Below are 12,302 nucleotides of genomic sequence, written 5' to 3'. Positions count from 1 at the left end.
GGTCCCCGGACGTTGCCAGAAAAACGCCATTCGCGCGCAAAAGTTCCCCCTGCGGTGCGGCCGTGGCTCTGGCCCTTTGGCTGTGAACCCCTTACATAGCTATCCCAAAGACACCCGATGGAGCCCCGCCAGATGAGATCGAAAGACGGCCGCACGACCAAAGACGGCATCCGTATTTATGAGCCCGGCGATTTTGCCGGCATGCACGCTGCCGGTGCGCTGGCTGCGCGGATCCTTGATGATATCGCAGAGCATGTGTTTCCCGGTCAGACCACCGGTGAAATCGATCGTCTCATCACCAAGATGGTGGAAGACGCCGGGGCCACCTCGGCGACGATCGGCTACAAGGGCTATCAGCACGCCAGCTGCATCAGCGTGAACCATGTGGTCTGCCACGGGATTCCGGGTGACAAGAAGCTGAAGGATGGCGATATCCTCAACATCGACGTCACCGTCATCGTTGATGGCTGGTTCGGGGATACCAGCCGGATGTATGTCGCAGGCAAGCTGTCGCGCAAATCCGAACGGCTGATTCAGGTGACGCATGACTCACTGATGAAGGGGATCGAGGCGGTCAAACCCGGCAACACCTTTGGCGACATCGGTCATGCGATCCAATCCTATGTCGAAGCACAGCGCATGAGCGTCGTGCGCGATTTCTGCGGTCATGGTCTGGGTCTGGTGTTCCACGCGCCGCCAAACGTGCTGCACTATGGTCGCCCCGGCACCGGCCCCGTTCTGGAAGAAGGCATGTTCTTTACCATTGAGCCGATGGTGAACCTGGGCCGTCCAGAGACCAAGATTCTGGCCGATGAATGGACTGCCGTGACGCGCGACAAATCCCTGTCGGCCCAGTTTGAACATTCGGTCGGCGTGACCGCGGACGGGGCCGAGATTTTCACCCTGTCACCGGGCGGCAAGTTTCATCCGACCTACGGGTAAGGGGCCATATCCCCACAAAGAAGGGGCGTGCCGATTGGCGCGCCCCTTTTTGGTTTGTGACCTTTGCGGTCCAACCTGTCTGGTGCCGGACGCAGGCCCGGCCCAAGCGATCAGAATTTGCAGCGTTTCTTGTTGGCCAGTGCAACCAGCACTTCGTGGCGCTCGTTTGCGGCGGCCAGCGCTTCGGTGGCATTGGCGTGGTTGCCGATGATCGCAGGCCAGAACAGCAGGGCAGCCGCGACGTTTGCGCCGGAGACGGTTTTGCCTTTCTTGGCTTCTGCGCGGATCTCTTCCAGCTGGACCAGCTGGGTTTCAATCTCGCCGCAGGTCAGTTTGCTGTCACCCACCTGGGTCTTGGTGACCACGTCGGGGGAGACACAGCCGCTCAGGGTCAGCGCAGCGGCGGCTGCGACGATGGTAAGTTTGGTTTTCATGACTGTCCCTAGTCTTTGATGGTTCGTCTTTTTGTTGTGTCGGACCCATGCGCAAGGGCCTGCGCGGGTCTTGTGCATGGCATACTACACAATCTGTGGTTGACAAATGTTGAATAAAGACGATTGGGATATTTTTCAGTCTTTTCCGAGAGATGAGCCTGCCTACCGTCGTTTCCAACGGCGTTTCCGTCACAATCCGATCAGATAGGGCACCTGCGTCATGGTGGTAATATGTTCGGCGTTGTGTCGCGTCAGGCGCAGACCTTTGCCGTGCGGGTCAAAACCAAGACAGCGCATACCGGCGCGGGCGGCTGCGATGGCGCCATTTTCGCTGTCCTCAACCACCAGACAATCGCGGGCCTGAACGTCGAAATGACAGGCCGCGGCAAGGAACAGATCCGGGTCGGGTTTGCCGGTCTTGAGCGTGTGGGCCGAGAACATCGCATGGGGGTGGAACAGCTCCCACAGGCCGTTCTGACCAAGGGTGATGCGCATCTTGTCCTCGCTGCCGTTGGAGGCCACGCAGAAGGCAATGCCGCGCTCTTGCAGGAGGGCCAAAAGATCCGAAACCCCAGGCACCAGCGAGACGCCCTGGCGCAGGCGGGCATAGGTTTCCTCGTAGACCTCTGCAACCCAATCCGCAGGCAGGTCTGCGCCACGCGCGATCGCCTTTTGGCGGACCTCGGCCATGGTGCCCCCAACAAAGAGATCCATGCATTCCGCAAGGGACAGATGCAGACCGTAGCGCGCCAGGTTATCGGCAAGAACCTGATTGCTGAGCGTTTCACTATCGACCAGCACACCGTCACAATCAAAAATCACCAGTTTTGGCGTGGGGTATGTGGTCGGCATGGTCCTATCCTTTTTGCTGTCTGCTCATCTCTCGTGCCACAGCAACGTTACATGGGTGTCGCCGTATTTGCGGCTGTCGTGCAGGCTAAAGCCATCCGGGGCCTGCATGGGGCTGTTTTCTTCCCAGACCACCAGCGAATCCTGTGCGAGCCAGCCGCCTTTGACGGCCGCCGCCAGGGCCTTTTGACCGAGAGCTTTGCCATAGGGCGGATCCAGAAAGACCACGTCAAACGGCGCGCCATCATTGACCGGCAGGCGGGTGGCATCGCGACGGATGAGCCGCGCGCGATTCTTGATGCGCAAGAGATCGATGTTCTTGGTGACGAGCCCCTGCGAGACGCGGCCATCGTCCACAAATACCGCCTCCGAAGCGCCGCGCGACAGCGCTTCAAGCCCCAGCGCACCCGTACCTGCAAAGAGATCCAGCACCCGCTGCCCGTCGAAATCGACCAGATGGCTCAGCACGTTGAACAGGCTTTCGCGCACGCGGTCAGTGGTGGGGCGCAGATGGGCGCCGGCGTCCCCCTTGCCCACACTGGTCAGCGCGCGGCCACGGAACTCTCCCGCGATGATCCTCATGCGCGCAAAAGCGGCTTCAGATCCGCCTCTGGATCAGCGACCACGCCCTTGTCGGCGGTGCGCCCTGCCTCAATCAGACGTTTCGCCACCATATAGGCGCGGGGATCATTCATCGCGTCCACCGCCACCAGCTGATCGCCCGTGTAATACCAGAAGGACGTCGCACCATCGCTGCCCTGACGGGTGACAACATTGTCGTAGCCCGTGTTCAGCCCTGCAATCTGCAGTTTGACGTCGTATTGGTCGGACCAGAACCACGGTTTGGCCACATAGGTTTCTTCAGCGCCGAGCATATTCCGGGCCGCGACCTCTGCCTGATCGATGGCGTTGGGCACGCTTTCGAGCCGGATGCGGCTGCCGCGGTACGGGAAGGATGCACAGTCGCCCGCAGCCCAAATCGCCGGGTCCGACGTGCGCCCGTGTTCATCCACCTTGATGCCGTTTTCAATCGTCAGCCCTGCGGTCTCGGCCAGGGATGTGGCCGGGGTGATGCCGACGCCGACCACGACGAAATCCACCTCAACCGTGCTGCCATCGCTGAGCACGGCGCGTTTGACGGTGCCGTCTTCGCCCTCCAGCCGTTCAAGGCCGATGCCTTCGCGAATATCGACACCGTGGCCGCTGTGCAGCGCGCGGAAATAGTCGGAGGTCTGGGGGGCCGCGACCCGCTGCAGGATGCGGTCGGCCATTTCCACCAGCGTGACAGAAACCCCGCGTTTGGCGCAGACGGCTGCGGCCTCAAGACCGATATAGCCGCCCCCCACGATCAGAGTGCGCGCGCCCTCCCTTACAACCGGGGCCATCGCGTCCACGTCCGCCAGATCGCGCAGGACATAAACGCCCTGCAGATCGCCACCTATCGCGGCGGGCAGGCGACGCGGGCTGGACCCGGTGGTGAGCGCCAGCTGGTCGTAATGCAGCACCTCATCCGCGAGGGTCACGGTCTTGGCCGCCGGGTCAATCGCCTGCACCTCATGGCCCAGTTTCAGAGTGATATTATTGTCGGCATAGAAGCTTTCGGGGCGCAGATAGAGCCGTTCCAGCCCCATTTCGCCCAGCAGATAGGCCTTGGACAGCGGCGGGCGCTGATAGGGGACGACCGGTTCGCTGCCGATGAGGGTGATCTCGCCCTCAAAACCCTGCTTGCGCAACTGCGCCACAAGAGACGCGCCTGCCTGCCCGGCTCCGATTACGACGAAATGGGTCATTGGCGGCCCTCTCTCTTTTTGCTGTCTTGCTTTGTGGTCTGTGGCTGCGCAACCCTCTGGCAAGGTTGCTGCCCGACCCTATATGTGAGGGGATATAAAACACAATCATGGGAGAGGAACAGATCATGATTTCCGTCGGAGAGACCCTGCCAGAGGCGACATTGACCCGCATGGGGGCCGAGGGCCCGGAGCAGGTGAACATGGCTAACCTGACCAAGGGGCGCACAGTTGCGATTTTCGCCGTGCCGGGGGCGTTTACGCCGACCTGTCACTCTGCCCATGTTCCCAGCTTTATCCGCAGCAAGGACGCGCTGGCGGCCAAGGGTGTGGACGAGATCATTTGCATCGCGGCGAACGATCCCTTTGTGATGAAAGCCTGGGCCGAGGCAACCGGCGCAGATGCTGCGGGCATCACCATGTTGTCGGATGCGGAATGCGGCTTTACCGATGCGATTGGCATGCGGCTTGATGCGCCTGCCGTGGGTCTGGTCGGTCGATCGCTGCGCTATGCGATGTTGGTCAAGGACGGCGAGGTCGCCATCATGAATGCAGAAGAAAACCCCGGTCAGTGTGAACTGTCCGCTGGTGAGGGCCTGCTGGACGCGATGGGCTGAGCCCTGCTGTCCAGCCCCAGGAACACGAAAAAGGCGCGGCAGGATCCGCGCCTTTCTTATATTTTGGTCGGCCAGAATAGCAGCTGGCCGGGGCAGTCTGCGACCGCGCCTAAAGCAGGCTTTCCATCTTGCGGGCAAGTTTGGCGTCCAACGCGCTGAGCCCGCCGACATCATGCGTGGTCAGCACCACCTTGACCTTGTTGTAGGTGTTGGACCATTCGGGATGGTGATCCCATTTTTCGGCCCAGATCGCCGCGCGGGTCATCCAGCCGAAGGCGTCGACAAAGCTGTCGAAGACAAAGGTTTTTTCGATGGCGTCGCGGCCGTCCACCTCTTTCCAGCCCGCGCTGAACAGCGGGTCAAGCAAGGGGCCTCGGGTGGCGGCGGATAGGATTTCTGTCATTGTTGTTCCTCCACATGCGCTTTGCGGAACGGACCGTAGTCGGTCAGGATTTCGATCTCTTCCTCGATGGCACTGCGCTCGGCCTCGAGGTAGCGGGCGATGGCATCAGCAAAGCCCGGATCCCCAACCCAGTGCAGGCTGTGGGTCTGGGCTGGCAGATACCCGCGCGCCAGTTTGTGTTCCCCCTGCGCGCCAGCTTCGACCTTTGACAGGCCACGGCTGATCGCCTGATCGATGGCCTGATAGTAACACAATTCAAAGTGCAGGCAGGGGTGGTGTTCGCTACAGCCCCAATAGCGGCCATAAAGCGTGTCGCGGCCTAGGAAATTCAACGCACCCGCGACGGGCACACCGTCACGTTCAGCCAGAATCAGCACCATGTCGTCAGCCATCGTCTGATGGGCAATGTCGAAAAAGGCCCGCGTCAGGTAGGGAGAGCCCCATTTGCGCGCCCCTGTGTCCTGATAGAAGGTCCAGAAGGCATCCCAGTGCTCGGCGCGCAGATCCGCCCCATGATAGGCCCGAATTTCCCCGCCGAAGCCTTGCGCCTGCGCGCGTTCCTTGCGGATGGTCTTGCGCTTGCGCGATGACAGCGCGGCCAGAAAACCATCAAAGCTGCCATAGCCTTCGTTCAACCAGTGGAACTGCTGGGTGATGCGGGCCATCAACCCCATCTCCGCACCGATCCTGGCCTCGTCCTCTGTGCAGAAGGTCACATGCAGCGAGGAGACATGGTTGTCTGCCGCCAGCTGCACCGCGCCCTGCACCAGTGCCGATTGGCCGATCCCGTCAAAGCCGGGTTTGACAAGAAACCGCCGGCCCGTGGCTGGGGTAAACGGCGCGGCAATCTGCAGCTTTGGATAGTAGCGCCCCCCTGCCCGTTCATAGGCGTGGGCCCAGTTGTGGTCGAAGATATATTCGCCCTGGCTGTGGGATTTGGCGTACATCGGCGCGCAGGCAATCAGCTCTCCGTTTTGGCGAGCTGTCAGATATTGTGGCTGCCAGCCGGTTCCGGGCCCAACCGAACCGCTGTCTTCCAGCGCGCTCAGGAAACGATGGGTGGTAAAGGGATCGAGAGGCGCACCACCATCGGCGGCCTCCGGGCAGGCGCAGGCGTCCCAGTCGGCTGCCGCCACCTGCGACAGCGCACCGAGAACCGCGATTTCGATCTGCGCCTGTTCCATTCAATTCCTCCGCGACAGACAGTATCTGGGTCCGCCGCGGAAGGGATCAAGCCGAGATATCAGAAAGATACCGCTCGAAGGTGACATTATGCGCAATTTTGCGCGCCTCTTCTTCCATCGCGGCAGAGGTCACGGTCCAGCACAGGATCGGAACCCCCTTGGCGCGCAGCTCTGCAACGCGGGGGCTGGCGAGATCAGCGACCTCGTGGCTGATAAAGCACGACCCGGACCGGTCAAAATCAGGGATCTCGCGCAGATGGTCACAGACCTCTGGCGTCAGTTCGGGCCAGTGTTTGGCCTGATAGCTGCTGGTGGTAATGCCACGCGGCAGATCCGGGGCCAGACGGGCCAGTTCAACCACCGAATGGGGGTTGAAGGACATCAGCGCCACCTCACCCGTGTAGCCCTGCAATTGGCGCACGGTGTCTGCCTCAAGCGTGCCGATGTCGGAGCCCATGTTGCCGTCCTGGTCCTTGAGCTCGATCAGCAGCGGCACGCGCCCATCCACCAGCTCAAGGATTTCTGCAAAATCAGGAATGCACTCTCCATCGCCCCCTTTCAGGGGAATGGCACGCAGCTGGTCGCGGGTGTAATCCGCCACCAGCCCGGTGCCTTCTGCCAGACGTTTGAGCCCGTAGTCGTGGAACACCATCGCGCGGCCATCCGACGACAGTTGCAGGTCCATTTCGATCCCATAGCCTGCCTCGATGGCGGCGCGCATGGCGGCGCGGCTGTTTTCGGGGCGACCGTCCGTCACATCATGCAGCGCGCGATGCGTGATCGGGGTGCGCACAAAGGCGTCTGGCAGTTTCATGGTCATGCGATCTGGAACACGCCGTCGATTTCGACCGCGACACCCAGCGGCAGCGAAGGCGAGCTGACCGCAGAGCGGGCATGACGGCCCGCGTCCCCCAGCACTTCGACCATCAGGTCAGACGCGCCGTTCACAACCTGCGGCTGGTCGGTAAAGCTATCGGTGGAGTTCACGAAGGCCCCCAGTTTCACAACCCGCTTCAACCGGTTCAGATCGCCACCGCATGCGGCCTTGAGCTGAGCCAGAAGCGCGATCGCACATTGGCGGGCAGCTTTCTGACCGGCGGCGACATCCATGTCTGCACCCAGTTTGCCGGTGATCAGCCCGCCTGCATCAGCAGAGATCTGGCCGGAGATGTAGACCATGTCACCTGCGACCACGTAGGGCACATAGTTTGCGGCCGGTGCGGGAGCTGCAGGCAGTTCGATCCCCAGCTCTTTGAGTTTGGCTTCGATATCCATTGTCTTGGTCCTTTGAAACGATTTGGACGAACGCTAACCGGGAAGTGTAAAGGCGGAAAGACGAAATTCGGCCCTTCCGCCTGTGATTTGCGACGATTGACCGCCGCCGGACGGTCCTGCGGCTCAGCTCTCGCGGAAGGCGCGGACGAAGTAGTCCGTCAGCGGCTTTACCAGGTAGGCCAGCGGAGAACGATCGGCGGTGCGGATGTAGCCCTCGACCGGCATGCCCGGAATGAGGGCCGTACCTTCCGGCAAGCGGTCGATCTGCCCCGGATCCAGCGCGATTTCCGTCCGATAATAGGAGATCCCCGTATTTGGATCCTCAAAGGCATCTGCAGAAACCTGCTGCACCGCCCCGAAGAGTTCGGGCGTGCTGCGTTGATCCAGCGCCGGAAAGCGCAGGGTGACAGGCTGGCCGACAAAGATCTGATCGACGTCCGTGGGCGCCACCTGCGCGGCAATGACCAGCGGGCGGTCCTGGGGGACGATGTACAACACCGGCTCGGCCGCCCGGATGACAGAGCGAGGGGTATGGACCTGCAGGCCATAGACGACGCCGGACACAGGTGCCGTGATGTCCAGGCGTTCCAGACGATCCAGCAGGGTGCGGCGCGTTTCTGCCAGCTCCAGCTCCTGATAGCGCAGATCGCGCAGACGGCTGATCGCCTCCTCTCGCTGGCGGGTACCAAGTTTGAGGATTTCGATATCAATCTCCGTGATCCGGCCTTCGGCCTGTGCCTCGCTTGCGATCAGCTCCCCCAATGAGCCCTGCAGATCCGCCTCGCTGCGCTGAAGCGACAGCACGGTGCCCGCCTGTGCAAGCCCGCGATCCAGCAGGGACTGCTGGTTTTCCAGTTGCTCGCGGATCAGCTCCAGCTGGGTGCGGCGCGAGGCCTGTTGGGCCTGGATCCCGGTGATCTGGTTGCTGATCTGGGCGCGGCGCTTTTCCAGCTGTTCGATCTCGCGCGCCACTGAATCACGCCGGGCCAGAAACAACCGTGTCTGCCCCTGCATCAAGTCGCGCACATCGGCACTATTCCTGGCTGCTGTTTCCAGTTCGGGGTCGAAGGTGATGGTTTCGGCGCGGTCGCGCTCTGCCTCCAGCCGGGCGCGGCGGGCGATCAGCTCAAACAGCTGCCCTTCCGTGATTGCCAATTGCGAGCGCAGCTCCCGCGCATCCAGTTGCAAAAGGATCTGCCCGCTCTCGACGGTGTCCCCCTCGTCCACGCGGATGTCTTGCACGATACCGCCATCGAGGTGCTGCACGACCTGCCTGTTTCGATCCACCTCGATCCGCCCCGAGGCAACGATGGCCCCCGCGATGGAGGTGGCAACAGACCAAGTGCCAAAACCACCGATCAGAACCAGCACCCCAATAACGCCCACAATCAGCGGACGACGTGCGGACCATGTTTGCTGGCTGTTCATCGCACACCTCCTGCGCCGGTGGACTGCTGGATGGTCTGATGGTTGGCGACCATTTCCCGCAACACTTTGTCTTTGGGGCCAAAGGCGGTCTGAATCCCCTGATCGACGACCAGCAACAGATCGCATTCCTGGATCGCGGCAGGACGGTGCGCCATGATCAGAACAGAGCGTCCTTCGGCCTTCATCTGACGGATCGCGTTGTTGAGCGCCACCGATCCGTCGTTATCGAGATTTGAATTCGGTTCATCCAATATGACGATCACCGGGTCATCATAAAGGGCGCGCGCCAGCGCCACCCGCTGCATCTGTCCACCAGAAAGCCGCCCCCCTCCCGCGGTGATGCGAGTGTCATAGCCCTCGGGCAGGCGCACGATCATATCATGTGCCGCGGCCTTTTTGGCGGCCTCCACCACCTTTTGGGCGTCCGGGGCTGTGGACAGACGGGCGATGTTCTGGGCAATCGTGCCTTCAAACAGCTGGACCCGTTGCGGCAGGTAGCCGATGTTCTGTCCCAGCACCTCTGGTGCATATTGGTCGATGGAGGCCCCATCAAGCCGCACAGTCCCCGCCGCCGGGCGCCATGCCCCGGTCAGGGCGCGTGCCAGCGTGGACTTGCCTGACCCCGAAGGCCCGATGACACCGATCGCCTGCCCCGGCTCTACCCGGAAGCTGACGTTGCGCAGTTGCGGACGGTTGTCACCCGGAGGGATCACCGCCAGCGCCTGCACTTCCAGCTTGGCCTGAGGTTTTGGCAGCGCGGTGCGCTCTTTCTCTTCCGGTACGGTGGTCAGCAGCTCGGCGAGGTTGCGCCAACCCTTCAGGGCGCGCTGCACCATCGCCCATTGCCCCAGCGCCAGCTCGATCGGCGCAAGAGCCCGCCCCATCAGGATGGAGCCTGCGATCATCGCCCCTGCCGTCACCTGATTTTGCAGCACGAGATATGCGCCAAGACCCAGCATCGCCGATTGCAGAAACAGGCGGAGTGTCTTGGTCAGCGTCGTAAAGCTGCCGCCAATGTCATTGGCGGCCACATTGTCGCCAAGGGCGGCATCGCGCCCCTGCTTCCAACGCTCAAATGCCGCCTGGCGCATGCCCATGGACTGGATCACCTCGGCTTCGGTGCGAATTTCCTCGGACATCAAGTTGGCCCGATGGCCTGAGCGGGCCGCCTCAAGGAGAGGACCGCGCGACAGGATCTGATTGATGATTGCGATGGCGATCAGAACCGCTCCGCCGCCAAGGGCCAACAGGCCCAGCCACGGATGAAACAGGGCAATGCCAAGCAGGAACAATGGCGTCCAAGGCAGATCAAAAGCCGCCCCCAGCACAGGCGAAGCAATCAGACGCTGAACCGACTCCAGATCGCTGAGGCCGGTTTGGGCGACCGGATCGGGTGCCACGGCGGAACGACGGATCATCGCATCAAACACCCGCTGATCCAGACCCGCCTGAAAGCGCGCGCCGATCCGGGCGAGAATACGACCCCGAGCATAGTCCAGCACCCCCATCAGCCCGTAGAGAAAGACCACCAGAAGTGACAGCGCCAGCAGCGTCTCGACCGAGCGGCTGCCAAGAACACGATCATAGACCTGCATCATGTAGAGCGGACCGGTCAGCATCAGCATGTTCACAAAGAAGCTGAATATGCCAACCGCCCAATAAAGCCCCCGACTGCGGCGGCGATGGGCGCGTAACTCGTCGCTCCCGGCCTTATGAAGTGATTTCATCATGACAGGCCTGCACTTCCTTCTAAAAATGCCCTATGTATCCGCTTAGCGCCAAGGTGTCAGCAGGATCTGTTCCATATCTGTCACAAGTCGGTAAACAAACCGAGTCCCCCACTAGGCAGGGCTCAGAAACTTTATAAGTGGGACCACATCGCACCCACAGTAAAATAATGGACTCCGAGCGAATGACTTTTCCGCTGCGACCCTTTTTGATGATGGCCATGGTAACGATGAGCGCGGCGCTTGCAGGCTGTGCGACGCAGGATTCTGTCTCGCGCGCCTCTGGCGAGGTGTTTGACCCTTACGAAAACAGCAACCGCTCTGTTCACAACTTCAACCGCAATGTTGACCGCTATGCCTTTCGCCCGGCGGCCAAAAGCTATGTTGCGGTTGTCCCCAAGGATATGGTGCGCGCGTTCAACAACTTTGCCGAGAACATTTCGATGCCCGGCCAGGCCGTGAATGCGCTGCTGCAGGGCAACCTCAAGGAAGCCGGGATCGCTATGTCCCGCTTTGCCGTCAACACGGTGTTCGGCATTGGTGGTCTGGGTGATCCGGCTTCTGATTTCAACATGCCGCGCGTGGACACCGATTTTGGTGAAACACTGCATGTCTGGGGCGTCGGTGAAGGTGCCTATGTGGAGTTGCCGTTCTTTGGCCCCTCCACTGCGCGCGATGGTGCGGGCATTCTGGTGGATTTCTTTACCAACCCGATCAGCTACGCTCGGCATAATCCGGCCGACAACATCGGCATCTATGCTGAGGTCGTGCGCCGGCTCGGGGATCGTGGCACATATTCCGACACAATTGACTCGATCCTTTACGAAAGCGCCGACAGCTATGCGCAGGCCCGCCTGATCTATCTGCAGAACCGCCGCTTCGAATTGGGTCAAGACCAGAGCGAACTTGAAGGGGTCTATGGTGATCCCTACTCCGATCCTTATGAGGACATCTATGCCGAGTAATTTTCTGACCCGTCGCACCTTCATCGCAACCGGTCTGGCCGGGCTGGCGCTTGCGGCCCTGCCTGCCAAACTGCTCGCCCTGACTGAAGCTGGTGCGCGCACCCTTGTGGGCAGCGTTGTGGGCGATATCAACAAGGTCATCGCCTCCGGCAAGTCCGAAAGCGCGATGATCCGCGACTTTGAAAAGATCTTTGTGCGTTATGCGGATGTGAACATCATGGCCCGCTACGCGCTGGGGGTCGACAGCCGCCGGGCAAGCGCAAGCCAGATGAAGGCCTTTACCCAAGCGTTCCAGGGCTACATCGCGACCAAATACGGCCGCCGCTTCCGCGAATTCATCGGCGGTTCCGTCGAGGTGCAATCCGCGCGCAAGATCAAGGCCGGCTATGAAATCAAGTCGATTGCCAAACTGCAGGGGCAGGCCCCGTTTGAAGTCACCTTTCTGGTGTCCGACAAATCCGGCCGCGACAAGTTCTTCAACATGTTCATCGAAGGCGTGAACCTCTTGCTGACCGAACGCACCGAAATCGGTGCCATTCTGGACCGCAACAAAGGCGACATCGACAGCCTGATTTCAGAACTGAAGCGCCTGAGCTGACGCCCCCGAACCGGGCAGCGGACGTGCAAAACCAAAAAGGCCCCGGTGATTGCCGGGGCCTTTTTTTGTGCTTGGGTTTGTGATCGTGGCTGG

General features: G+C 61.1%; 14 protein-coding genes. 4 read left to right on the top strand and 10 right to left on the bottom strand.

Going from position 1 to position 12,302, the window contains the following annotated elements:
* Positions 1-132 precede the first annotated feature (132 nt).
* Entirely contained in the window at positions 133-942 is an 810-nt protein-coding gene (gene map / locus NIT7645_RS10915; protein WP_008559721.1) for a type I methionyl aminopeptidase, read from the top strand.
* Positions 943-1,052: 110 nt separating this feature from the next.
* Here map and NIT7645_RS10910 read toward each other — a convergent pair whose 3' ends face one another.
* The 4 genes from NIT7645_RS10910 to NIT7645_RS10895 all read right to left on the bottom strand — a co-directional run bounded on the left by NIT7645_RS10910 (position 1,053) and on the right by NIT7645_RS10895 (position 4,015).
* The gene (locus tag NIT7645_RS10910; protein ID WP_008562945.1) at positions 1,053-1,376 is read right to left on the bottom strand and encodes a YgdI/YgdR family lipoprotein; all 324 of its coding nucleotides are present in this window, start codon (positions 1,374-1,376) and stop codon (positions 1,053-1,055) included.
* Positions 1,377-1,565: 189 nt separating this feature from the next.
* Positions 1,566-2,228 (bottom strand): HAD family hydrolase, encoded by a 663-nt coding sequence (locus tag NIT7645_RS10905; protein WP_008561460.1) that lies wholly within the window; start codon positions 2,226-2,228, stop codon positions 1,566-1,568.
* Positions 2,229-2,252: 24 nt separating this feature from the next.
* Complete coding sequence (rsmD, locus tag NIT7645_RS10900) at positions 2,253-2,807, bottom strand: 16S rRNA (guanine(966)-N(2))-methyltransferase RsmD (protein WP_008561380.1); 555 nt, start codon at positions 2,805-2,807, stop codon at positions 2,253-2,255.
* A complete protein-coding gene (locus NIT7645_RS10895; protein ID WP_008561582.1) occupies positions 2,804-4,015 on the bottom strand; it encodes an NAD(P)/FAD-dependent oxidoreductase in 1,212 nt (403 codons plus the stop codon). Before NIT7645_RS10895 ends, rsmD begins: the two co-directional genes overlap by 4 nt.
* A gap of 125 nt (positions 4,016-4,140) precedes the next feature.
* Between NIT7645_RS10895 and NIT7645_RS10890 the strand changes: the two genes are divergently transcribed.
* Entirely contained in the window at positions 4,141-4,629 is a 489-nt protein-coding gene (locus tag NIT7645_RS10890) for a peroxiredoxin (protein ID WP_008560365.1), read from the top strand.
* Positions 4,630-4,738: 109 nt separating this feature from the next.
* Here NIT7645_RS10890 and NIT7645_RS10885 read toward each other — a convergent pair whose 3' ends face one another.
* The 6 genes from NIT7645_RS10885 to NIT7645_RS10860 form a co-directional block, all read right to left on the bottom strand.
* The gene (locus NIT7645_RS10885) at positions 4,739-5,032 is read right to left on the bottom strand and encodes a 4a-hydroxytetrahydrobiopterin dehydratase (RefSeq protein ID WP_008561695.1); all 294 of its coding nucleotides are present in this window, start codon (positions 5,030-5,032) and stop codon (positions 4,739-4,741) included.
* The gene (locus tag NIT7645_RS10880) at positions 5,029-6,216 is read right to left on the bottom strand and encodes a GNAT family N-acetyltransferase (protein WP_050687055.1); all 1,188 of its coding nucleotides are present in this window, start codon (positions 6,214-6,216) and stop codon (positions 5,029-5,031) included. The genes NIT7645_RS10885 and NIT7645_RS10880 overlap by 4 nt, the downstream gene beginning before the upstream one ends.
* A gap of 46 nt (positions 6,217-6,262) precedes the next feature.
* On the bottom strand, positions 6,263-7,036 hold the full coding sequence (locus NIT7645_RS10875; RefSeq protein ID WP_050687052.1) for a glycerophosphodiester phosphodiesterase family protein: 774 nt from the start codon (positions 7,034-7,036) through the stop codon (positions 6,263-6,265).
* A complete protein-coding gene (locus NIT7645_RS10870; protein ID WP_008562435.1) occupies positions 7,033-7,491 on the bottom strand; it encodes a RidA family protein in 459 nt (152 codons plus the stop codon). The genes NIT7645_RS10875 and NIT7645_RS10870 overlap by 4 nt, the downstream gene beginning before the upstream one ends.
* 123 nt (positions 7,492-7,614) lie before the next feature.
* Positions 7,615-8,919, bottom strand: a complete 1,305-nt coding sequence (locus NIT7645_RS10865) for an HlyD family type I secretion periplasmic adaptor subunit (RefSeq protein WP_008559288.1) — start codon at positions 8,917-8,919, stop codon at positions 7,615-7,617.
* The gene (locus tag NIT7645_RS10860) at positions 8,916-10,649 is read right to left on the bottom strand and encodes a type I secretion system permease/ATPase (protein ID WP_008559971.1); all 1,734 of its coding nucleotides are present in this window, start codon (positions 10,647-10,649) and stop codon (positions 8,916-8,918) included. The genes NIT7645_RS10865 and NIT7645_RS10860 overlap by 4 nt, the downstream gene beginning before the upstream one ends.
* Before the next feature lie 182 nt (positions 10,650-10,831).
* Here NIT7645_RS10860 and NIT7645_RS10855 point away from each other — a divergent pair, with 182 nt between their 5' ends.
* Both NIT7645_RS10855 and NIT7645_RS10850 read left to right on the top strand, forming a co-directional pair.
* Entirely contained in the window at positions 10,832-11,611 is a 780-nt protein-coding gene (locus NIT7645_RS10855) for an MlaA family lipoprotein (protein ID WP_037302672.1), read from the top strand.
* On the top strand, positions 11,601-12,209 hold the full coding sequence (locus tag NIT7645_RS10850; protein WP_008558830.1) for an MlaC/ttg2D family ABC transporter substrate-binding protein: 609 nt from the start codon (positions 11,601-11,603) through the stop codon (positions 12,207-12,209). The genes NIT7645_RS10855 and NIT7645_RS10850 overlap by 11 nt, the downstream gene beginning before the upstream one ends.
* The last annotated feature ends 93 nt before the right edge of the window (positions 12,210-12,302 follow it).

This window comes from Phaeobacter italicus (genome assembly GCF_001258055.1).
Classification (GTDB): Bacteria; Pseudomonadota; Alphaproteobacteria; order Rhodobacterales; family Rhodobacteraceae; genus Phaeobacter; species Phaeobacter italicus.
The sequence above is the reverse complement of the archived record's forward strand: the minus strand, read 5'-3'. Positions and strand labels throughout refer to the sequence as shown.

Excerpts from the sequence above, each read along its gene's own strand:
- NIT7645_RS10865 (WP_008559288.1), bottom strand. The coding sequence starts at position 8,919 with ATGAACAGCCAGCAAACATGGTCCGCACGTCGTCCGCTGATTGTGGGC.
- NIT7645_RS10850 (WP_008558830.1), top strand. The coding sequence starts at position 11,601 with ATGCCGAGTAATTTTCTGACCCGTCGCACCTTCATCGCAACCGGTCTG.
- NIT7645_RS10860 (WP_008559971.1), bottom strand. The coding sequence starts at position 10,649 with ATGATGAAATCACTTCATAAGGCCGGGAGCGACGAGTTACGCGCCCAT.
- NIT7645_RS10885 (WP_008561695.1), bottom strand. The coding sequence starts at position 5,032 with ATGACAGAAATCCTATCCGCCGCCACCCGAGGCCCCTTGCTTGACCCG.
- NIT7645_RS10875 (WP_050687052.1), bottom strand. The coding sequence starts at position 7,036 with ATGACCATGAAACTGCCAGACGCCTTTGTGCGCACCCCGATCACGCAT.
- NIT7645_RS10890 (WP_008560365.1), top strand. The coding sequence starts at position 4,141 with ATGATTTCCGTCGGAGAGACCCTGCCAGAGGCGACATTGACCCGCATG.
- NIT7645_RS10910 (WP_008562945.1), bottom strand. The coding sequence starts at position 1,376 with ATGAAAACCAAACTTACCATCGTCGCAGCCGCCGCTGCGCTGACCCTG.
- NIT7645_RS10905 (WP_008561460.1), bottom strand. The coding sequence starts at position 2,228 with ATGCCGACCACATACCCCACGCCAAAACTGGTGATTTTTGATTGTGAC.
- map (WP_008559721.1), top strand. The coding sequence starts at position 133 with ATGAGATCGAAAGACGGCCGCACGACCAAAGACGGCATCCGTATTTAT.
- NIT7645_RS10880 (WP_050687055.1), bottom strand. The coding sequence starts at position 6,216 with ATGGAACAGGCGCAGATCGAAATCGCGGTTCTCGGTGCGCTGTCGCAG.
- NIT7645_RS10855 (WP_037302672.1), top strand. The coding sequence starts at position 10,832 with ATGACTTTTCCGCTGCGACCCTTTTTGATGATGGCCATGGTAACGATG.
- rsmD (WP_008561380.1), bottom strand. The coding sequence starts at position 2,807 with ATGAGGATCATCGCGGGAGAGTTCCGTGGCCGCGCGCTGACCAGTGTG.
- NIT7645_RS10895 (WP_008561582.1), bottom strand. The coding sequence starts at position 4,015 with ATGACCCATTTCGTCGTAATCGGAGCCGGGCAGGCAGGCGCGTCTCTT.
- NIT7645_RS10870 (WP_008562435.1), bottom strand. The coding sequence starts at position 7,491 with ATGGATATCGAAGCCAAACTCAAAGAGCTGGGGATCGAACTGCCTGCA.